Source organism: Maribacter sp. Hel_I_7 (assembly GCF_000688315.1).
Classification (GTDB): Bacteria; Bacteroidota; Bacteroidia; order Flavobacteriales; family Flavobacteriaceae; genus Maribacter; species Maribacter stanieri.
In genome coordinates this window covers 722,321-742,077 of sequence record NZ_JHZW01000003.1, presented here as the reverse complement: position 1 = coordinate 742,077, position 19,757 = coordinate 722,321, and the positions used below count along the sequence as shown (strand labels likewise).

The window sequence follows — 19,757 nt, the reverse complement described above, 5'->3', positions numbered from 1 at the left end:
GTCTTAAAATTTGAAGTTATAGGTTAATGAAGGCACAATACCGAAAATTGCAGTTCTAGTAGCTTCATTAGCCCCTGTTTCTATATTCTGACCAAATGAAATGGAAGCTGCATTTTTACGGTTGTACGCATTATACAGCCCTAATACCCATTCTCCTTTTAGTTTCGCATTTGGTTTTTTATTCGGTTTATAATTGACTGATAGATCTAAACGATGATAAGCAGGTAAACGATCAGAGTTTCTATTGGCATAGCTTGCCACTGAAATACCTTCATACTCATATTGCCCATTAGGGTATGTAACCGGTCTACCTGTTTGAAAAACAAGGTTGGTTCCAAAACTCCATTTGTCATTTAATTGATAAGATCCAGAGATAGAAATATCATGAGTTCTATCATACGGAGTATTATACCAATTACCATCGTTAATACCTAGTCCGCCAGCAGTACCACCAGGAGTTCTTTGTTCAGATTTGGAAAGAGTGTAAGCAATCCATCCTGTAAATTTCCCTTCATTTTTACGGAATAATAGCTCTAATCCGTATGCTCTAGATTCCCCAGTTAAAATTTCGGTTTCAATTGTATTTTGTCCAATAAGGTCTGAACCATCTATATAATCAATTCTATTATCGGTATTCTTATAATACACTTCAGCTTCCATAGAATACGCCTTGTTTTTAAAGTTTCGAAAATACCCAAGTGCATATTGATTAGATAATTGCGGGTCTATATACTGTCCGCTTGGTGCCCATACATCTAAAGGTGTTGCAGAAGAAGTATTCGATAATAAATGAATGTACTGCGCCACTCTAGAGAAACCGGCTTTTAAAGAAGAGTTATCATCAATCGTATAGGCTAAAGAAGCTCTAGGTTCTATATTTCCGAAAGATTTAATGGCATCACCATTTTCGTAAACAGTCTCCCCTACTGCCATTCCACGCTCATAAATGCCTAAGTCTGAATTATAGACTACTGGTTGGTTATTTTCATATTCTGTCATTGGTTGACCACCCATTCTAGTAAACGCACTATAACGCAACCCGTATTGAGCCGTAAATTTATCTGTCAATTTATGTTCAGCATTTACATAAACTCCGCTTTCGATAGCCTTTTTTTGATCTAGCAGTAACGGATTAACTGCCGAGGTTTCAGAAGTTGGTTTTATCTCACCTGGATCAAACTCATAATATATTCCGCTTGCGCCAAAATCTAATTTAAATTTATCGCTGAAATAGTATTTTAGATCATATTTAAGGTTGTAATTGATAATAGACGATTCCCAGTCGAACTCAGCAAAAGTAAGACCTAACTTATAATCGTACTTACTATAGATAACAGAAAGGTTTGAAAAGAGCTTGTCGTTAAAAATATGATTCCAACGAAGATTTCCGGTAGAGTTACCGTAAGAATTACTGAAAGTATCCCCTAGTTCAAAAGAATCTCTTCCAAAATAACCAGATAGAAAAAGTCTGTTATTCGAATTGATCTTATAATTGGTCTTTAGGTTTAAGTCGTAAAAACCAACACTATTATCTTCCCCAGCCGCTTTTAATAATAGATTGGCATATGAGCTTCTACCAGCAATTAAAAAGGATCCTTTTTCCTTAAATAACGGACCTTCAAGAGCTAAACGACTAGAAATTATACCTATACCACCAGTAGCAGCAAACCGTTTACTATTACCGTCTTTCTGACGCACATCTAAAACAGATGAAACACGACCCCCATAACGCGCAGGAATTCCGCCTTTATATAATTTCACATCTTTGATAGCATCAGCATTAAATACAGAGAAAAACCCGAACATGTGCGATGTATTATAAATAATAGCCTCATCTAACAAAACCAGATTTTGATCGCCCGCTCCCCCACGTACATGAAATCCGCCGGTGCCTTCTCCGTTATTGGTGACACCTGGCAACATCTGTAACGACTTTAAAATATCTACTTCGCCAAGTACAACAGGCATCTGTTTTACGGTTTCAATATTCATTTTAAGAACACTCATTTCTGGTTTTCTTAACACCGCAATTTCAGACTCTTCTGCAACCACTTCAACTTCATCTAATTTGGTAGACACCTCAGAAATTTCGAAATTGAATTGTTGGTTTTTGTTAAGGTTCACCTCCTGCTTAATATCAGAATACCCCATATAGGTAATTAGCAAACGATATTCTCCTTTAGGTGCACTAATGGAATAAAAACCATATTCATTGGTAACGACACCTATAGATGTTCCTTCTAAAAATACAGATGCCCCAAAAAGCGTTTCTCCATTATCTATATCTGTAATTTTACCGCTAATGGTATAACTTTCTTGGGCAATTAAGAAAGTAGTACTTAGAAATAAAGTTAGAGTGGTAATTAAGTTTAACCACCTTAATCGTACTTTCTCTTTTCTTCTTCTTGTCATATTATTTATTTGAATGATTGATGAATGCCACTAATTGACAACTTAATTTTTAAAAGGTTGCATGTATCTAAATATTTAGCAAAAAAGTAACATTGATATTCATTAATCACTGTACCTTCATAACACTAATTTTTCTAAAAATTGTTGGTGATATGCAACCATCAACATTTTCAACTGTCTTTATATAGAAACCTAATTTAGAGTACAATCAACCTCTTTAATTAATTGGAAACCGAAATACGTTTTACGCATAAGTCTCTTATTGAAAACAGCAAGTCTGGCGACAGAAACTCGCAGTACCAACTGTACGAGCTTTATGTTGATGCTATGTACAATATTGGTATGCGGTTTTTAGGATGTAAGGAAGATGCAGAAGATGTTGTACAAGATAGTTTCATTGATGCTTTTAAAAACCTTCATAAATTTAAATATGAAAGCACATTTGGGGCATGGTTAAAGCGAATTGTAATTAATAAAAGCATCAATCACTTAAAAGTTAAACGGTTACCGCTAAGTACCATAAATGATCATGAGTTTCACTTAACCGAAGAGGTAGCATATGAAAGGGTTGCTGCGGTAGATATTTTAAAGGTAAAAACAGGAATAGAAAAACTTCCCCAAGGTTACAGACAAATTATCAACTTATACCTACTTGAAGGGTTTGACCATAACGAAATAAGCGAAGTATTGGGCATAACAACATCAACTTCAAAATCTCAATACCACAGAGCAAAAAAGAAATTAGTAGAAATTATAAACACATTATAATGGATCAATTTGAAAAAAATATAAGAGAAAATAAATCGGTCTTTAATGACCAAAAGGCAGACCGTGCCAAAATGTGGGCACATATAGAAGCGGAATTAAATAGTAACCAACCAAAAGTTATTCCGCTTTGGAAATCTCCTATGCTTCGTATTGCTGCTAGCATAGTTTTAGTAATTGGTATTTTAGGTCTTATTGGTGTTTCTGCGTATAGTGGCGTTACTGCAGAAACAAATTATGTTTCCCAAGAATTGCAGGATATAGATATGCATTACCAAGGTTTGGTGTCATATCAAGTTCAATTGGTAAAAAGCAACCAGCAATTGTCAGAATCTGATAAAGAAGAATTTCTATCCTTTATGGTAGAACTAGATAAAGAATACCAACAGTTGAAAATTGAAATGCAGAACAACTTAGATAATGAGCTCGTACTTGAAGCGATAATAGGCAATTATAAAAAACGAATAGAACTTATAGAAAACCTATTACAACAGCTTAATGAATCTAAAATTAAAGACGAAGATTATGGATATACTTTGTAAAAAACTGTTCCTTTTCGCCTTTGCGATGTTTGTCGGCTTTACCGTTTTGGCGCAAGAAAAGGTGTCTAAAGAGACCACTAAAACCTACCATTTCGATAATACAGGGGAATTATATTTAGAAAATAAATATGGTAATATTAATGTTTATGGATGGGCAAAAGAAGAGGTTTCCATAACGGTTAGTATTACTGTTACCGACAAGAAAAAAGAAAATGCTAAAGACTTATTGGGGCGTATAAAACCAATAATAAGACAAAGTGAAAAATTCATTTCTGTGAATTATGAAATTGGTGAAAAGAGTACCGGATTCTTTTCTAACTTATTTGAAAAAGCCAATCCGTTTGATTTTGATCGTAGTAATGTTCAAATAGATTACAAAATCTATATCCCTAAAAAGGTAGAGTTGGAAATCGTCAATAAATTTGGTGACGTATTTATAGAAGATTGGGTAGGAATATTAAAAGCAGATGTACAACATGGCGATATGTGGATAAATGATAATTTGAACAAAGCAGATATTAGCATGAAATATGGCAAGTTAAAAGCTAAGAACATCAACTATGCCAACGTAGACTTAAATAATGGTGGCTTAGATATAGACCATGCTAATACTATGAGGTTAAATAGTAGTGGTAGTACAATAGATATACAACAAGTTGAATCTTTAGAATATTACGCTAATAAAGATGAAGCGGATATTAAAGATATAAGTACACTATATGGTAATCTTAAATTTAGTCAATTACGTATACGACACTTAAATAAAGACATTGATTTAAATTTGAAGATTTCAGATTTTTGGATAGACCATGTTGTTTCTCAAAATTCAAAAATTACCATTGAACAGGAATCTTCTGAAGTGAGTATAAATATTTTAAACTTTCCACATAGTTTCTCTGCTATATTAGAAGAAGGTTTGGTTCGTTTGCCAAAATCATTTCAGAATGTAGATTCAAAATTACAAGATAAAGGTAAGAAGCTACGAGAAATAAAAGCTACCTATGGTAAAGGCGGAAAAGGGCATATTATCATTTCAGGTAAAAAGGGAGTAGTTCTATTGAAAGAAATTTAAAAATAAGATTGACTTATAATTGCACCCTTTTTTAAATAAAACGGTAAATTGAAAGCTTAAATTAAAACTAGGTTTACCACATGAAAGGAATAAATAATTTAACGTTCATTCTCTTTATTTTTTTAAGCATAATAAGCACAGCACAAGATGCTAATTATGCAAATCTTCTTCAGAATATAGATTCCAGAGAAAAGACTTCATTAAATGGAAAATGGGATATGATCGTAGATCCCCTTGAAAATGGGTTTTACAACCATAGGCTACAGGAATACAATAAAGGATATTTTAGGAATGCAAAAATGCAATCTCCTTCTGACCTTATTGAGTATGATTTTGATACCAGTTTACAGTTAGATGTACCAGGTGATTGGAATACACAAATGGACAAGCTATATTATTATGAAGGCACAGTTTGGTATAAAAAGGACTTTGACTATACGCCTACTTCCAACGAATTAACTTATCTATATTTTGAAGCGGTAAATTACGAGGCTATTGTTTATTTGAATGGAGAAAAAATTGGCAAACATGTTGGTGGCTATACTCCTTTTCAGTTCGATGTTACGGATAAACTTGTTGACGGAAATAACTTTGTTGTTGTAAAAGTTGATAATAAACGTAAAAAAGAAAATGTACCTACAGTAAACCAAGATTGGTGGAACTATGGTGGCATCACTAGATCTGTCCACTTAATAAGCGTACCTAAAACTCATATATCTGATTATTATGTTCAATTAGAAAAAGGAGAAACCGGTAAAATTAAAGGGTGGGTAGCTATAGAAAATGCAACTGACGGAGACGAAGTAAGCATTAAGATTCCTGAGCTTAAGAAAACGGTAAAAGCAAAATTAAATGATGGGAAAGCATCTTTTCTAATCAATGCTAAACCAAGTTTATGGTCGCCAGATTCTCCTAAGTTATATGAGGTTGTTTTAGAAACAAGTACAGATAAAATTATAGATCATATTGGCTTTAGAACGGTAACAACAGATGGCTCTAAAATACTTGTTAATGGAAAAGAAACTTTCCTAAAAGGTATTAGTATACATGAAGAAGCAGCATTTAAGACAGGTCGTGTAATTTCTGTTGAAGAGTGTAAAGTACTTTTAAATTGGGCAAAAGAACTAGGCTGTAATTTCTTGAGGTTAGCGCACTACCCACATAGCGAAGCTATGGTGAAAGAAGCTGAAAAGATGGGCTTTTTAATCTGGTCTGAAATACCGGTATATTGGACTATTCAATTCGAAAATGAAGACACATATGCAAATGCGGAAAATCAATTAACCGAAATGATTTCTCGCGATAAAAATAGAGCATCTGTAGTGTTATGGTCAATGGCGAATGAAACACCAGAGAGCGAACCACGTTTGTCTTTCATAAGTAATTTGGCAGAAAAGGCACGTAGCTTAGATAATTCTAGATTAATAACTGCAGCTTTGGACACCCAAGGTAAAGGAGATGATGGTAATTTAATAGAAGATCCATTAGGTAAAGTTGTTGATGTTATTGGTATTAATAATTATTGTGGATGGTATTATGGCAATGTAGATTCATGCAGCAGTATAAAATGGGCAAGCGCATATAATAAACCAATGATTATGAGTGAAATCGGTGGCGGAGCTTTATATGGTAAACATGGCGATAAAAATGAAAGATGGACAGAAGAATACCAAGACGCTCTTTTTAAATCTAACATTGAAATGATGGAAAATATAGAATTTATGGCAGGCCTTTCTCCTTGGATTTTGATGGACTTTCGTTCATCTAGACGTCCATTACGTAGAATTCAAGATGATTTCAACAGAAAAGGACTTATTTCTGAACAAGGGATGAAAAAGAAAGCTTTTTATACTTTACAGGAATTTTACCTTGATATGGATAAGAAATAATACTATTAGATATGCTAATTGAGAATTCAAAATTTTTAGTTAGCATATTTTCCTTCTACATAAGAAGATAGAATACTGCTATTCGGTGTTTTACAATTTTGTGGAAAATCATAGAAATAGATACACTTAGGCAATCCGTTTTTAAAAGTAATACGCACAGATCCTTTACTATTGCCACTAAACCCGGAAAAGTTATAATTGGCACTTAACACCATTGGTCTGCCTTCGGTGTCACGAGATGATGTTGTTACTCCAGAAATACTTCCCTTAGTATATCTGTTAAAAGACCATGTTTTAGATTGATCATAAACCAAATCATCAATCAATTTACCGAAGTTTTGACTGCCTGTTGGCCCGCCAGACTTTTTCATCGTAGTATATTTACTGTCTTCATTCATTCGTATACCAGGTTCGTTCAGCGCAAATAGTTTTAAGTTTTCTTCAAAGCGTTTTAAACCGGGACTATCACATTCGTTAAGTTTAAAAATTTTGGCCATGTCATTTTTAAGTCCCGTTGCCTTATGAGCCATATCTACAGAATTACCCATGCTATTAGGGTCGGTAATCATCTTCATCATCGTACCTAGCCCATTCGCTCTTTGTTTACCTTCAATTTCCATTTTAGCATCATATAAATCTGGCTTTGCATACAATCCACTACCTACCCAAACGTATTCAACACATATTCTACTCACCTCTATTCCGTAGCCATCGGTAGTCACCTCTTCTGTTGCACAGGTTTGATTCATAATTTCTACTTTATTTGCTGGTAACGAATTAGCACATTGCCCACCGTAAGCCCTTAAGTATTGCCCAAAAATTAGTAAAAATTGCATATCATCTCTGCTAACGTCAAGTTCTTCAAAATGACCACGGAAAATATAATCGTAAAATTCAGCGTAATAGAGTCCGTCTGTATTCAGCTCTAAAACTTCTGAATTATCTTCTACAGATATTGGTTTAAAATGATGTGATTTAAAAAATGAAGTGAAAAGTAGCCATATGAAACTTAGTAGAAATACTCTAAGAAAAATAACAGATGATTTCATAGTTTGGTGGTGGTTTTAAAATGAAACATTCTGAGGGAAAGTTAAAGATATAAAAATTATATACACTTAATAATGAAGTCATTGAAATAAAAAAGCGATTAATGTTTAATTAAACATTAATCGCTTTTTTAGCTTTGTATTTTAAAATTATCCAGTATAAGCACCAGATGAATACGTTAATTCATAACTGTGGGTATAGACTTCAAAAACGATTCCGAAGGGATCTTCTACATAACACATTTTATATGGTTTCTCGTTCGGATAGTAAGAACGAATTGGCATACGTTGCTTTCCACCATGTGATACAATTTTAGCAACCAATTCTTCAATATTCGGGTCCTGGATACAAAAGTGAAATAACCCTGTGTTGAATGGATTAAATTCTGGAGCCTCTTTTACACCATGTGGAAAACAGAACAACTCTACACCAATACCATCGGAAGTAGACATGTGGGCAATTTCAAATTCTTCCCAGTCATCACCAAAAACATCGACACACATTTGCCCTATAGCAGTTTCTTTTTCCTTCTTAATTTTTGATGGTTTCATTATCACATACCATCCCATTACTTCAGCGTAGAATTCTACTGCTTTCTCTAGATTAGGAACTGTAATACCTATATGTGAAAATGATTTTGGATATTCTTTATTCTTGTTCATAGTTCTAATTTTAATGTAAAATAAACATATATTTGCCTTTTTAGCAATAACTTACCTAAAAGTATTATAGTTACCAAATAGAGTTAATTGCTGATTATCAGTTATTTAATTCTATATGAGTTTAAAAATATATTGCCCTTTAGATTATACAATGAATTTAATTGGCACCAAATGGAAACCAATAGTTCTCTTTCACCTTCTAGAAGGACCACTACGCTCAGGAATTCTTCAAAAGAAAGTGCCAGGTATTTCAAATAAAATGTTCACCCAAACCGTAAGAGAATTAGAAAAAGACGGATTGGTGATTAGAGAAGTGTTTCCCGTTGTACCACCAAAGGTAGAATATGCTTTAAGCGAACGTGGAAAATCTCTTAAAAGCATTCTTCTAAGTTTAGATTCTTGGGGTGCAAATGATGCGTCAAATTGCTAATTCATAAGTTATTAGCGTAGTCCAACACAACAAATAACGAAATTTTGGGTTTTATTTAAAAAATATGGGTTTTTGGTGCAACTATTTGTTAGTTAGGTTGTCTATTAAGTAATCAATCAAAAATCGAACAGTAATGAAACCACTAAAATTAACTCTTCTCCTATTATCACTTGTATCTTGTTTGGATAGCTTCGGACAAGAAGAAACTAATGAATACCTAGAATTTAACGACCGTAATAATGTTGTACATGGTGTTTACGTAGGTATAAACATGGGTGTGGGAGAAATAGATGGCGAAAACGCATATATGGGCGGACTAAAAATAGCATACGTAGCCAATCAGCAATTTGAAGTCGGATTTGCAAGTAATTTTCTTTACTCCGAACAAGATATATACAACAATAGCTTATCTAGGTATGAAGATTTAATTGCCGTTTATGGTGGCTTGCATTTAGAGCCTATTTTATTTAGTAAAAATCGGGTCAATTTAAGTTTCCCTCTTTTATTAGGTGCTGGAGCCGTAGGTTATGTAGACAATAAGTTTAGGCATGATGATGACTTTGAAGAAGAGCTTACTGAAGATGATTTTGATGCCGTATTCGTTGCAGAACCTGGCGTTAACGCACTATTTAACATATCAAGATATCTACAAATAGAAGCTGGTGTAAAATATCGCTTCTCAAGTAAAATAGACCTACCTCCTACGCGTATTACACGTATTAACGGTTTTACCGCTGGCATAGGAATTAAAGTAGGCATATTTAATATGGGCAGAAACCGTTATAAGAAAAACGTACAATAATGAGAAAAAAGAAATCCAATAAAGTTTATTCTCAAGAAGTTATAGACACGCAACATGTCTTTACAGAGGATAATAAAGTTTTTATAAAGAAGAAAACTTCTATTAGGTCCAACCCAAAAGAAGAATGGTCGCCTATAAAATTTACATGGGTATCTGTTGCAAACGTTCAAGATTCTTTAGTACTTGAATAAACTATAAAAGCTACCTACATTTGAGGTCAACTATACTATTCATGACCACAAAAATAATTGAGATAACAGCCGATGAAACATTACCCATTAGACATCAGGTAATGTGGCCTAATAAATCAATTGACTACGTAAAACTGCCAAATGACAATGAAGGTCTACATTTCGGACTTTTTTTAGATAAAAAATTAATTTCGGTAATCTCTTTATTTATTAATGACGGAGAGGCTCAATTTAGAAAATTTGCTACATTAGAAAATTACCAAGGCAAAGGATATGGCAGTATACTTCTAAATGAAATTATGCAAATTGCCGATAAGCAATCATTAAAAAGAATTTGGTGTAATGCCAGAAGAAACAAATCTGAATTTTATAGGAAGTTTGGTTTGGTAGCTACTAACATCATTTTTGCAAAAGGCGAGGTAGATTATGAAATCATGGAACGGATATTTTAATAACTTATTTCTGAAAATTTTGTCATTTTTTTATGGTATTGATAATAATGCCAAAAATTACTTACATCAAGAAGTAATCCGTTAGAATCATTTAAATATTATCTTATTTTAGAACAAAAGTTTTCTCTTTGATCATAATTTAAATAGCAGTTATGCAAATATTTACTAAGCTTATAAAGTCGATATTAGTTGTATTAATTCTCAGTTCAAGTGTAACTGCCCAAGAAAATTCCAGCCAAATGAGTTCAACTGAAAAAGAAGAAATTGCATTCTTGCTTTTCGACAATTATGAAACCCTTGATGTATTTGGACCTGCTGAAATATTTGGACGATTAACCGACTTATATACTTTAAAATTCTATTCACTAGAAGGTGGTATTGTGACCAATAGACATCAAGTCCCTATCATGACAGAAAAACTAGCAGATATCAATAAGAAGCCATTTGCCTTTTTGATCCCTGGTGGTTTAGGAACAAGATTAGAAGTAAATAACGATAAGCTAATAACTTCTATTAAAGATATAAGCCTATCTAGCACATATGTAATGACCGTATGTACAGGAAGTGCGCTCTTGGCAAAAACAGGACTTTTAGACAAAAGGAAGGCTACTTCAAACAAACGTGCATTTGCATGGGTCGTTACCAACGGACCAGAGGTGCAATGGGATAAAGAAGCTCGTTGGAAGGTAGACGAAAATTATTATACTTCTTCAGGTGTAAGTGCAGGTATGGATATGGCTTTAGGATTTTTAGCCGACCGACACGGTTTAGATTTCGCTAGAAATGTAGCTTGGGAAATAGAATACAATTGGATAGAAGACAAGGACAATGATACGTTTACTGCAGAATGATAAACTGCATGAAAAGCAGTTAACGTATCATTTGAACTTATGACATCTACTTCTTCCTTTTCATTAATTCTGCTTCAATATCTTTAAGCGTAAATCCTTTTGCCTGTAACAGCATTAAGTAGTGAAATAATAAATCAGCACTCTCGTACAAGAATAATTCATCATTATCATCCATAGCTTCAATCACCGTTTCAACGGCTTCCTCCCCTACTTTCTGTGCAATTTTATTGATTCCTTTTTTAAATAAAGAAGCAACATAAGATTTACTATCGTCAGCAGATGTTTTTCTTTCTTTGATTGTATCTTCTAGTTCAGTAAAGAATCCGAATTGTGAGTTATTTTCTTCATTCCAACATGTATCTGTACCATTATGGCATGTAGGACCCACAGGATTAACAGTAATTAAAAGAGAATCGTCATCACAGTCATTCTTAATAGAAACTAAGTTTAGAAAATTTCCACTTTCTTCACCTTTGGTCCATAAGCGCTGCTTAGAGCGACTAAAAAAAGTAACCTTACCAGTTTGTGTAGTTTTTTCTAATGCGTCAGCATTCATGTACCCAAGCATTAATACGTTTTTAGTACGTGCATCTTGTATGATTGCAGGTACTAATCCGTCACTCATTTTCTCCCAGTTTGGTGTATTAAACTTCATATTCTTTTTATTCAATTTCAATTCTATGTTTTACTAAAAGCTAACTCTGTATACTGAATACTAGTTAATTGCAAATTCTACAGCAGCATAGGCATGTTCTTTGGTTGTATCAACAACCGCAATATCACAATCTTCTTGCTGAATTAGCAAAGGTATTTCGGTACATCCTAAAATCACGCCTTCTGCACCATCTTTTTCAGACTTTTTTATGATGTCTAAATAGTGTTGTTTAGATTCGTTGGATATGATTCCTTTAGATAATTCTGAATAGATAATAGTATGTACTATTTCGCGGTCCTCTGTATTGGGTACCATAACTTCGATACCAAATTGGTTCTTTAGAATATCTTTATAGAAATCAAGTTCCATAGTATACTTAGTACCCAATAACAGTACTTTTTGAAATCCCCTTTCTTTCACCACTTTACCGGCTACTTCAGCAATATGTAGTAAAGGAACGGTAATTTTCTCCTTAATTGATGGTACACTTAAATGCATGGTATTGGCACAAATGAGAATAACTTCTGCACCAGCATTTTCTAATCGAACAGCAATATCTGTCATTTGAGCATGTAATGCTTGCCAATCACTTTTTGCTTGTTTAGCAGAGATATCGGCAAAATTAACAGATTCAATAATACATTCACAAGAGCTTTGTCCGCCTAATTCTTCGGATACTTTAGTGTTTAATAATTGATAATATAGTTGAGTAGACTGCCAAGTAATACCACCTATTAATCCAATTTTCTTCATTGCTTTATTATTTGTTCGTTCTTCCGTTCTATTTATATCAAGCTATATTATCCGTTCGATTAAAGTGTTCCAATCTCTACCAGCGATTAATAAAACATTGGAGTAATTAAATCTCCAAACTGAACGCAGCAACTGCTACTGCAAACTTCCCACTATTACTGCGTAGTAATTCTAAATCCGTACTGGAATTCCATTATCCCTTAACTCCTTCTTCAGTTCTTGAATACCAATTTCCTTAAAATGAAAAACACTAGCAGCCAAAGCAGCATCTGCCTTACCATCTATAAAGGTATCGGTAAAGTGTTGTTTATTACCAGCACCGCCAGAAGCAATTATAGGTATATTTAAATCCGTTGACAATTTTGCCAATGCTTCATTTGCGAATCCGTCTTTGGTACCATCATTATCCATTGAGGTAAACAAGATTTCTCCAGCTCCGCGCTCTTCCACTTCTTTTGCCCACTCAAACAATTTACGTTCGGTAGGTACTTTTCCTCCAACCAAATGAACAATCCATTCGCCATTTATCTGTTTAGCATCAATAGCAACAACGATACACTGCGATCCGAATTTAGCAACCAAATCATTAATCAACTGTGGATTCTTTACAGCAGATGAATTAACTGAAACCTTATCTGCCCCATTTTGAAGCAGCACATCTACATCTTCAACAGAAGAAATTCCGCCACCAACAGTAAAGGGTATATTTACTTTTTCCGCTACTCGGAAAACCAAATCTGCTAACGTTTTACGTTTCTGCTCTGTTGCAGATATATCTAGAAAAACCAGCTCATCTGCCCCTTCTTTACTGTAAATCTCAGCAAGTTCAACAGGGTCTCCAGCATCTCTTAAATCGACGAAGTTGACACCTTTTACAGTTCTACCGTCTTTTATATCTAAACAAGGTATTATTCTCTTAGCAAGCATATTTCTTAGTATTAAGTACTAACTACTCATTTTTAATATTCAAATCGACTCCGTCATAAAATCCTAAATCCTTTTCTTTAATCAGTTTCACATAAAAAGCAATCTGACCGGTATGGTATGAGTAATGCTCAACCGCATGCATAATTGCACCAACTCCAGAAAAAGACATTCCTTGTACAGACCTCACTTTTGTCAACTTATCAGCTGTTGAATCAAAAATGACACGTTTTACGGAGTCTACCGTATCTTCTAATTTATGTAATAACTCCCCTTTCGTTAGTCCTGAACCAACAGAAAACTCGGCATCTCGATTTCTATTATCATCAATTTCGCCTATGGAAGAAATCACATATTGCGTCATATTACCACATAGGTGTAAAATGAGATTAGCCATACTATTCAATGAAGGATTAGGTTTTTGCCAAACTTCATCTTCTGAAATTTCTGCAAGGCTCTTTTTAATCATGCGTGTACTTTCATCCATTCTGTACAACGCATTCTCAACGATTTCCTCCACTAAGCGAGCTTCTTTATCCATTGCTTAAAATATATGATTCCAATTGTTTTAAACTGATTCTATTTTCATAAATAGCTTTGCCTATGATTGTACCTTCACAACCCATTTCGGCTAATTTAGGCAGCTCATCAAAAGTAGAAATACCTCCGGAAGCAATTAGCTTTAAATCATTGGTCTGCTCTAAAATACGTTTGTATAATTCAAACGACGGACCTTCTAACATACCATCTTTACTGATATCAGTGCAAATTACATAAGTAATACCTTTTTCTTGATACCCTTGTATAAATGGGATAAGCAGTTCTTTAGATTCTTCTTGCCATCCAGAAACCGCTACTTTTTCATCCATAGCATCAGCGCCAAGAATAATTTTATCCGCACCATGCTTTTCAATCCATCCAATAAAAGTATCTGAATCTTTTACAGCGATACTACCACCTGTAATTTGTTTTGCTCCACTTTCAAAAGCAATACGTAAATCATCATCAGTTCTTAAACCACCACCAAAATCAATTTGTAAACCGGTTTGCGAGGCTATCTTTTCTAAAACTTTATGATTGACGATATGTTTAGATTTTGCACCATCTAAATCTACTAAGTGCAAGTGCATAATACCGTGTGCCTCAAATTCTTTGGCTACTTCTAAAGGGTTTTCATTATATATCTTCTTAGTATCGTAATCACCTTTTGAAAGACGTACACATTTACCATCAATGATATCTATAGCAGGAATAATTCTCATTCTTTAATCTAAAATTTGTTTATCAACAGACATCCACAATGGTGAATCTCCTATTTTATTAAATCCGAAACGCTCATACAACAAATGGGCATCCTTAGTTTTTAATGCTAATGTTTTAAGCTTTTTAATGGTAGTATCTTCTAATATCGCTTTCACCAAAATCTTACCATAACCTTGACCTTGAAATTTATCTAGAATAATCACATCCATGAAATATCCAAAGTAAATATAATCGGTAACTACCCTAGCAAAGCCAATTTGTTCATTTTTAAGTGTATATATTCCAAAACAGTAAGAGTTTTCAATCGTTGTTTTTACTTCTTCTAATGTTCTATTATCACCCCAATATGAATTAGCAATAAACTGTTGAATTGCATCTACGTTCAAAAGGTTTTTATCAGTTGAAATAAAATAATTTTGCTCCATTACATTTTTAAAAAATTCTCTAGAATTCGCTGCCCAACATCACTACTCTTTTCAGGGTGAAATTGAGTACCATAGAAATTATCTTTTTGTAAAGCTGCACTATAATCAACTCCATAAGAACATTCTGCGATAGTTTCATCGCACAATGGTGCATAGAAACTATGTACCAGGTAAATATGTTCTTTTTCCTCTATATCTTTAAACAAAGTAGATTTTAAGTTTGTAATCTGATTCCAACCAATTTGAGGAACCTTAACAGTGTCTTCAAATTTAATAACATCAACATCAAAAATCCCTAATCCGGTAGTATTACCTTCTTCAGAGGAGTGACACATTAGCTGCATGCCTAAGCAAATACCTAAAACAGGTTGCGTTAAAGTCGGAATGAGTGTATCTAAACCGCTATCATGAAGTTTGTGCATTGCGCTACTCGCCTCACCAACTCCTGGGAATATAACTTTATCAGCATGTTGTATTTCAGTTACATCATTACTTAAAATAGCCTCGTATCCCAGGCGTTTTATGGCAAATTTGATGCTTTGTATATTTCCTGCTCCGTAATTTATGATTACAATTTTCATAAGCTCAGATACAAGGTTAAAAGTACAAAGTACAAGGTGTTTATCGTATTTTTCATTTCTTTACATTCTATTTGCTCTTGACGTTTTTATCGAGGCAACGATTACTGCTAAAAGTTCTTTAGCCTCACTGTGCAATTTGTCTATTTCTTCTTTTCTTTCAGAATTAACTTCTAAAAACAATTCTAACCAATATGCAGATTCATCAATTTCCTCTTCAACAATCTTTAGTTTATTTATAAAATCAGCGGTAGATTTTGCTCTTTGCGAAGCTCGATAATTTGCACCAACAGAACTAGAACACCTAATTAATTGTCTTACCCAAGCATCTAACTCCCTTGATCTTGGAACATGTTTACAGAACACCCAGCAATCAATTGCAAATTGTTTAGTTCGTTTTTTTAAATCTTGCATTACTTTGTACTTTTAACTTCACACCTCGTACCTTATAATACTCCTTTTGTACTTGGCAACACCATTTTTTCAACATCTCTTTTAACAGACATTTTTATGCTCTTTGCAAAAGCCTTAAAAATAGCTTCAATCTTATGATGTTCATTGGTGCCTTCTGCTTTAATGTTCAAATTTGCTTTGGCGCCATCAGTGAATGATTTAAAGAAATGATGAAACATTTCTGTTGGCATATCCCCTACCATTTCACGTTTAAAGTCTGCATCCCATACTAGCCAATTTCTGCCTCCGAAATCAATGGCAGATTGCGCTAAACAATCATCCATTGGTAAACAGAAACCGTAACGCTCAATACCCAATTTATTACCTAGTGCAGCATGAAATACTTCTCCAAGTGCTATACCGGTATCTTCGATAGTATGGTGTTCATCAACTTCCAAATCACCATTAACCTTTATCATTAAATCCATTTGCCCATGACGCGCTAACTGATCTAACATATGATCAAAGAATGCCAATCCGGTTTTAATATCACTCTTACCAGTACCGTCTAAGTTCAGTTTTATGGCAATATCTGTTTCATTAGTTTTTCTATGAATTTCAGCTGTTCTGTCATTCAATTTCAAGAACTCATAAATCTTCTCCCAATCATTACTCTCTATAGCGATGTGACTATCTAATTCATCTCGTTTTACAGTAATCTCACCAGTTCCCAAATTGGTCTCATCATTTATGAAAATACCTTTAGAACCTAAGTTCTTTGCCAATTCCATATCTGTTAATCGATCACCGATTACAAAAGAATTTTCCAAATCGTAATCATCAGAAAAATATTCTGTCAATAATCCAGTACCTGGTTTTCTAGTATCGGCATTCTCATGAGGAAAAGTACGATCTAAGAATACCTTATCAAATACAACCCCTTCATTTTCAAATGATTTGAGAATGAAATTATGTACCGGCCAAAAGGTGTCCTCAGGAAAAACATCGGTTCCTAAACCATCTTGATTGGTAATCATGACTAATTCATAATCCAATTCTTTAGCTATTTTACCTAGAAAAGTAAATGACTTTGGATAAAAAATCATTTTTTCAAATGCATCTATCTGTTCATCAACTGTTTCTTTTATTATAGTTCCGTCACGGTCTATAAATAGTACTCTTTTTTTACTTTCCATATTAATTAGATAGTGCTTTTAAAGCGGTAATTACCATATTATTTTCTTCTGATGTACCAACTGTAAAACGTAGGGTATTCTCACATAACGGTTGTGTAGTGCGGTTTCTAACGACAATTCCTTTTACTAATAATTGATTATATCTAAGAGTAGCATCATCCACTTTTGCCAAAACAAAATTAGCATCCGTATCATGTATTACTTCAACAAACGATACTGTTTTTAATGCGTCTATCAATTTTTTACGCTCAACTAAAATTTCATTTATCTCATTTTTAACCGTCTCTTGATCTAAAACACGTTCAGTTGCTTTCTCTTGTGTCAATTGATTTACATTATAAGGCGGCTTTATTTTATTTACGACAGCAATGATTTCAGTAGATGCTATACAAATACCTAAACGTATACCTGCCATACCATATGCTTTTGATAAGGTTTGGGTGATAATTACATTTGGATAGTCGCCAAGTTTAGACACCCAGCTTTCTTCGGATGAAAAATCGACATAAGCTTCATCCATAACTACTAAACCATTAAAAGAATTTAAAAGCTCTTCAATAATTTTTGTTGAAAAACTATTACCGGTAGGATTGTTTGGAGAACATATAAACAACAGTTTCGTATGCTCATCAATAGCTTTTTTAATTTCAGAAACATTAGGCTGAAAATCATTGGTTAATAAAACCTCTCTATTTTCAATCATATTAATTCCAGAAAGTACTTTGTACATTCCATACGTGGGTGGTAATGTGACAATATTGTCCTGATTAGGCTCACAAAAAGCCCTGAATAGCAAATCTAAAACTTCATCACTACCATTGCCCAAAAGGATATTTTCTTCTTTAATTCCCTTTTGTTCAGCCAATATCGTTTTTAAACCACGTTGTTGTGGGTCAGGATAACGATTCACACCATTCTCGAACGGATTCTCATTTGCGTCTAAAAAGACCATTGTAGACCCGTCTGAAACATATTCATCTCGTGCTGAAGAATAAGGATTTAATCCTTTAACGTTCTCTCTTGTTATGTTATCTAAATTGAAACTCATTACTTCACAATTAGGTCTCGACTATGCTTGACCGGACAATACTCTATTTTTTTAGGCTATTTAATCTAAGCGTTACTGCATTCTTATGAGCTTCTAGACCTTCTGCCTCCGCCATTAACTCAATAGCATTACCAATAGCAAGAATCCCTTTTTCACTTATCTTCTGAAAAGTCATACTTTTTAAGAAACTGTCTAAATTAACGCCACTATACTGTTTTGCATACCCATTTGTTGGTAAAGTATGATTGGTTCCCGAAGCATAATCACCTGCGCTTTCGGGTGTATAATTACCTATGAAAACTGAACCCGCATTTTGTGTGTTATCGATATAAAAATCTTCATTTTCTACACAAACAATATAATGCTCTGGTCCATATTCATTAATTAAGTCGACAGCTTCTTTGTCGCTCTCCACATAAATTAATTTACTATTAGCAATAGCTTGTCTAGCAATCTCTTTTCTTGGTAAGTCTTCCAATTGAACGGCTACTTCTTTTTCAACAGCATTAATCATTTCCGTAGAAGTAGAAACCAAAATAACCTGACTATCCACACCGTGCTCTGCTTGACTTAATAAGTCTGAAGCAACAAAAGCAGGGTCTGCAGAATCATCGGCAACTACTAGCAACTCTGACGGACCAGCAGGCATGTCAATAGCAACACCATGTTTAGTTGCAATTTGTTTAGCAACGGTTACATATTGATTTCCTGGTCCGAAAATTTTATATACTTGTGGTATTGTTTCTGTACCAAATGTCATCCCAGCAATTGCCTGTATGCCACCAACTTTTACAATTTTAGTAACTCCACATAAATTTGCTGTATACAAAATTGCAGGATTTAGTTTCCCTTCTTTATCAGGTGGAGAGCAAAGAACAATTTCAGAACAGCCAGCAATATTTGCAGGAACAGCTAACATTAAAATGGTTGAAAACAAAGGAGCCGTACCTCCTGGAATATAGAGACCTACTTTTTGAATAGGTCTTTTTTCTTGCCAGCATGAAACACCAGCAGTCGTTTCGACTTCAACACGACCCGTTTTCTGAGCAGTATGAAATACTTCTATATTTGATTTCGCTAATTGAATAGCAGATTTCAACTCATCTGAAACTAAAGCTTTTGCTTCCTTAATTTCATCTTGTGATACCAGAAGATTATCTAAGTTCACCTTATCAAATTGCTGGGTATACTTTTTTAAGATAGTATCGCCACCAAGCTTAACTTCCTCAAAAATAGTATTGACCAATCCTTCAATATCGGCAACAGTTTGGGTGGGGCGCATAAGAACGTCTTTCCAATCTTGTCTTTTAGGATTATATATTTTGTTCATTTCTTTAACTAGCTATTAGCCTTAAGCTGTTTGCTCTTGGCAAAAAAATAATCATTTACAATAGCTAATAGCGAAAG

Annotated in this window: 23 protein-coding genes; 9 read left to right on the top strand and 14 right to left on the bottom strand. The window is 34.0% G+C overall.

What is annotated here, in order from left to right; translation table 11 throughout:
• Window positions 1-3: 3 nt before the first annotated feature.
• Complete coding sequence (locus P178_RS0114810) at window positions 4-2,412, bottom strand: TonB-dependent receptor (RefSeq protein WP_051638324.1); 2,409 nt, start codon at window positions 2,410-2,412, stop codon at window positions 4-6.
• A 225-nt stretch (window positions 2,413-2,637) separates the two neighbouring features.
• Between P178_RS0114810 and P178_RS0114805 the strand changes: the two genes are divergently transcribed.
• The 4 genes from P178_RS0114805 to P178_RS0114790 all read left to right on the top strand — a co-directional run bounded on the left by P178_RS0114805 (window position 2,638) and on the right by P178_RS0114790 (window position 6,680).
• A complete protein-coding gene (locus P178_RS0114805) occupies window positions 2,638-3,180 on the top strand; it encodes an RNA polymerase sigma factor (RefSeq protein ID WP_027066942.1) in 543 nt (180 codons plus the stop codon).
• The gene (locus P178_RS0114800; RefSeq protein WP_027066941.1) at window positions 3,180-3,719 is read left to right on the top strand and encodes a hypothetical protein; all 540 of its coding nucleotides are present in this window, start codon (window positions 3,180-3,182) and stop codon (window positions 3,717-3,719) included. The genes P178_RS0114805 and P178_RS0114800 overlap by 1 nt, the downstream gene beginning before the upstream one ends.
• A complete protein-coding gene (locus P178_RS0114795; protein ID WP_155941652.1) occupies window positions 3,703-4,791 on the top strand; it encodes a DUF4097 family beta strand repeat protein in 1,089 nt (362 codons plus the stop codon). The genes P178_RS0114800 and P178_RS0114795 overlap by 17 nt, the downstream gene beginning before the upstream one ends.
• Before the next feature lie 80 nt (window positions 4,792-4,871).
• Window positions 4,872-6,680: a glycoside hydrolase family 2 protein gene (locus tag P178_RS0114790; protein WP_027066939.1), complete on the top strand. Its 1,809-nt coding sequence runs from the start codon at window positions 4,872-4,874 to the stop codon at window positions 6,678-6,680.
• A gap of 35 nt (window positions 6,681-6,715) precedes the next feature.
• Here P178_RS0114790 and P178_RS0114785 read toward each other — a convergent pair whose 3' ends face one another.
• Complete coding sequence (locus P178_RS0114785) at window positions 6,716-7,729, bottom strand: hypothetical protein (RefSeq protein ID WP_027066938.1); 1,014 nt, start codon at window positions 7,727-7,729, stop codon at window positions 6,716-6,718.
• A gap of 147 nt (window positions 7,730-7,876) precedes the next feature.
• Entirely contained in the window at window positions 7,877-8,389 is a 513-nt protein-coding gene (locus P178_RS0114780) for a VOC family protein (protein ID WP_027066937.1), read from the bottom strand.
• 115 nt (window positions 8,390-8,504) lie between these two features.
• Here P178_RS0114780 and P178_RS0114775 point away from each other — a divergent pair, with 115 nt between their 5' ends.
• From P178_RS0114775 to P178_RS0114755, 5 genes are all read left to right on the top strand, one after another.
• Window positions 8,505-8,819, top strand: coding sequence for a winged helix-turn-helix transcriptional regulator (locus tag P178_RS0114775; protein ID WP_027066936.1), 315 nt, complete (start codon window positions 8,505-8,507; stop codon window positions 8,817-8,819).
• A 133-nt stretch (window positions 8,820-8,952) separates the two neighbouring features.
• Window positions 8,953-9,621: a hypothetical protein gene (locus tag P178_RS0114770; RefSeq protein WP_139251952.1), complete on the top strand. Its 669-nt coding sequence runs from the start codon at window positions 8,953-8,955 to the stop codon at window positions 9,619-9,621.
• On the top strand, window positions 9,621-9,812 hold the full coding sequence (locus P178_RS0114765; RefSeq protein WP_027066934.1) for a hypothetical protein: 192 nt from the start codon (window positions 9,621-9,623) through the stop codon (window positions 9,810-9,812). Before P178_RS0114770 ends, P178_RS0114765 begins: the two co-directional genes overlap by 1 nt.
• Window positions 9,813-9,853: 41 nt before the next feature.
• Window positions 9,854-10,264, top strand: a complete 411-nt coding sequence (locus P178_RS0114760; RefSeq protein ID WP_027066933.1) for a GNAT family N-acetyltransferase — start codon at window positions 9,854-9,856, stop codon at window positions 10,262-10,264.
• 152 nt (window positions 10,265-10,416) lie between these two features.
• On the top strand, window positions 10,417-11,115 hold the full coding sequence (locus tag P178_RS0114755) for a DJ-1/PfpI family protein (RefSeq protein WP_197026809.1): 699 nt from the start codon (window positions 10,417-10,419) through the stop codon (window positions 11,113-11,115).
• A gap of 46 nt (window positions 11,116-11,161) precedes the next feature.
• Here P178_RS0114755 and hisIE read toward each other — a convergent pair whose 3' ends face one another.
• From hisIE to hisD, 11 genes are all read right to left on the bottom strand, one after another.
• Window positions 11,162-11,770, bottom strand: a complete 609-nt coding sequence (gene hisIE, locus P178_RS0114750) for a bifunctional phosphoribosyl-AMP cyclohydrolase/phosphoribosyl-ATP diphosphatase HisIE (protein ID WP_027066931.1) — start codon at window positions 11,768-11,770, stop codon at window positions 11,162-11,164.
• A 60-nt stretch (window positions 11,771-11,830) separates the two neighbouring features.
• The gene (locus P178_RS0114745) at window positions 11,831-12,523 is read right to left on the bottom strand and encodes an aspartate/glutamate racemase family protein (protein ID WP_027066930.1); all 693 of its coding nucleotides are present in this window, start codon (window positions 12,521-12,523) and stop codon (window positions 11,831-11,833) included.
• A 171-nt stretch (window positions 12,524-12,694) separates the two neighbouring features.
• Window positions 12,695-13,450 carry an imidazole glycerol phosphate synthase subunit HisF gene (gene hisF, locus P178_RS0114740; RefSeq protein WP_027066929.1) on the bottom strand — a complete coding sequence of 252 codons (756 nt, stop codon included), beginning with the start codon at window positions 13,448-13,450 and terminating at the stop codon, window positions 12,695-12,697.
• A gap of 22 nt (window positions 13,451-13,472) precedes the next feature.
• Window positions 13,473-13,988: a DinB family protein gene (locus P178_RS0114735; RefSeq protein ID WP_027066928.1), complete on the bottom strand. Its 516-nt coding sequence runs from the start codon at window positions 13,986-13,988 to the stop codon at window positions 13,473-13,475.
• Window positions 13,981-14,709 (bottom strand): 1-(5-phosphoribosyl)-5-[(5-phosphoribosylamino)methylideneamino]imidazole-4-carboxamide isomerase, encoded by a 729-nt coding sequence (hisA, locus tag P178_RS0114730; RefSeq protein ID WP_027066927.1) that lies wholly within the window; start codon window positions 14,707-14,709, stop codon window positions 13,981-13,983. Before hisA ends, P178_RS0114735 begins: the two co-directional genes overlap by 8 nt.
• Before the next feature lie 3 nt (window positions 14,710-14,712).
• Window positions 14,713-15,135, bottom strand: a complete 423-nt coding sequence (locus P178_RS22165; RefSeq protein ID WP_036146930.1) for a GNAT family N-acetyltransferase — start codon at window positions 15,133-15,135, stop codon at window positions 14,713-14,715.
• Window positions 15,135-15,716 (bottom strand): imidazole glycerol phosphate synthase subunit HisH, encoded by a 582-nt coding sequence (gene hisH, locus P178_RS0114720; protein ID WP_027066926.1) that lies wholly within the window; start codon window positions 15,714-15,716, stop codon window positions 15,135-15,137. Before hisH ends, P178_RS22165 begins: the two co-directional genes overlap by 1 nt.
• A 60-nt stretch (window positions 15,717-15,776) precedes the next feature.
• Window positions 15,777-16,127 carry a four helix bundle protein gene (locus P178_RS0114715; protein WP_027066925.1) on the bottom strand — a complete coding sequence of 117 codons (351 nt, stop codon included), beginning with the start codon at window positions 16,125-16,127 and terminating at the stop codon, window positions 15,777-15,779.
• Between the two features lie 32 nt (window positions 16,128-16,159).
• Window positions 16,160-17,302, bottom strand: a complete 1,143-nt coding sequence (hisB, locus tag P178_RS0114710; protein WP_036146926.1) for a bifunctional histidinol-phosphatase/imidazoleglycerol-phosphate dehydratase HisB — start codon at window positions 17,300-17,302, stop codon at window positions 16,160-16,162.
• 1 nt (window position 17,303) lies between these two features.
• The gene (gene hisC / locus P178_RS0114705) at window positions 17,304-18,350 is read right to left on the bottom strand and encodes a histidinol-phosphate transaminase (protein WP_027066923.1); all 1,047 of its coding nucleotides are present in this window, start codon (window positions 18,348-18,350) and stop codon (window positions 17,304-17,306) included.
• 43 nt (window positions 18,351-18,393) lie between these two features.
• On the bottom strand, window positions 18,394-19,680 hold the full coding sequence (gene hisD / locus P178_RS0114700) for a histidinol dehydrogenase (RefSeq protein ID WP_027066922.1): 1,287 nt from the start codon (window positions 19,678-19,680) through the stop codon (window positions 18,394-18,396).
• Window positions 19,681-19,757 lie beyond the last annotated feature (77 nt).

Excerpts from the sequence above, each read along its gene's own strand:
- P178_RS0114810 (WP_051638324.1), bottom strand. The coding sequence starts at position 2,412 with ATGACAAGAAGAAGAAAAGAGAAAGTACGATTAAGGTGGTTAAACTTA.
- P178_RS0114800 (WP_027066941.1), top strand. The coding sequence starts at position 3,180 with ATGGATCAATTTGAAAAAAATATAAGAGAAAATAAATCGGTCTTTAAT.
- P178_RS0114795 (WP_155941652.1), top strand. The coding sequence starts at position 3,703 with ATGGATATACTTTGTAAAAAACTGTTCCTTTTCGCCTTTGCGATGTTT.
- P178_RS0114790 (WP_027066939.1), top strand. The coding sequence starts at position 4,872 with ATGAAAGGAATAAATAATTTAACGTTCATTCTCTTTATTTTTTTAAGC.
- P178_RS0114785 (WP_027066938.1), bottom strand. The coding sequence starts at position 7,729 with ATGAAATCATCTGTTATTTTTCTTAGAGTATTTCTACTAAGTTTCATA.
- P178_RS0114780 (WP_027066937.1), bottom strand. The coding sequence starts at position 8,389 with ATGAACAAGAATAAAGAATATCCAAAATCATTTTCACATATAGGTATT.
- P178_RS0114775 (WP_027066936.1), top strand. The coding sequence starts at position 8,505 with ATGAGTTTAAAAATATATTGCCCTTTAGATTATACAATGAATTTAATT.
- P178_RS0114770 (WP_139251952.1), top strand. The coding sequence starts at position 8,953 with ATGAAACCACTAAAATTAACTCTTCTCCTATTATCACTTGTATCTTGT.
- P178_RS0114765 (WP_027066934.1), top strand. The coding sequence starts at position 9,621 with ATGAGAAAAAAGAAATCCAATAAAGTTTATTCTCAAGAAGTTATAGAC.
- P178_RS0114760 (WP_027066933.1), top strand. The coding sequence starts at position 9,854 with ATGACCACAAAAATAATTGAGATAACAGCCGATGAAACATTACCCATT.
- P178_RS0114755 (WP_197026809.1), top strand. The coding sequence starts at position 10,417 with ATGCAAATATTTACTAAGCTTATAAAGTCGATATTAGTTGTATTAATT.
- hisIE (WP_027066931.1), bottom strand. The coding sequence starts at position 11,770 with ATGAAGTTTAATACACCAAACTGGGAGAAAATGAGTGACGGATTAGTA.
- P178_RS0114745 (WP_027066930.1), bottom strand. The coding sequence starts at position 12,523 with ATGAAGAAAATTGGATTAATAGGTGGTATTACTTGGCAGTCTACTCAA.
- hisF (WP_027066929.1), bottom strand. The coding sequence starts at position 13,450 with ATGCTTGCTAAGAGAATAATACCTTGTTTAGATATAAAAGACGGTAGA.
- P178_RS0114735 (WP_027066928.1), bottom strand. The coding sequence starts at position 13,988 with ATGGATAAAGAAGCTCGCTTAGTGGAGGAAATCGTTGAGAATGCGTTG.
- hisA (WP_027066927.1), bottom strand. The coding sequence starts at position 14,709 with ATGAGAATTATTCCTGCTATAGATATCATTGATGGTAAATGTGTACGT.
- P178_RS22165 (WP_036146930.1), bottom strand. The coding sequence starts at position 15,135 with ATGGAGCAAAATTATTTTATTTCAACTGATAAAAACCTTTTGAACGTA.
- hisH (WP_027066926.1), bottom strand. The coding sequence starts at position 15,716 with ATGAAAATTGTAATCATAAATTACGGAGCAGGAAATATACAAAGCATC.
- P178_RS0114715 (WP_027066925.1), bottom strand. The coding sequence starts at position 16,127 with ATGCAAGATTTAAAAAAACGAACTAAACAATTTGCAATTGATTGCTGG.
- hisB (WP_036146926.1), bottom strand. The coding sequence starts at position 17,302 with ATGGAAAGTAAAAAAAGAGTACTATTTATAGACCGTGACGGAACTATA.
- hisC (WP_027066923.1), bottom strand. The coding sequence starts at position 18,350 with ATGAGTTTCAATTTAGATAACATAACAAGAGAGAACGTTAAAGGATTA.
- hisD (WP_027066922.1), bottom strand. The coding sequence starts at position 19,680 with ATGAACAAAATATATAATCCTAAAAGACAAGATTGGAAAGACGTTCTT.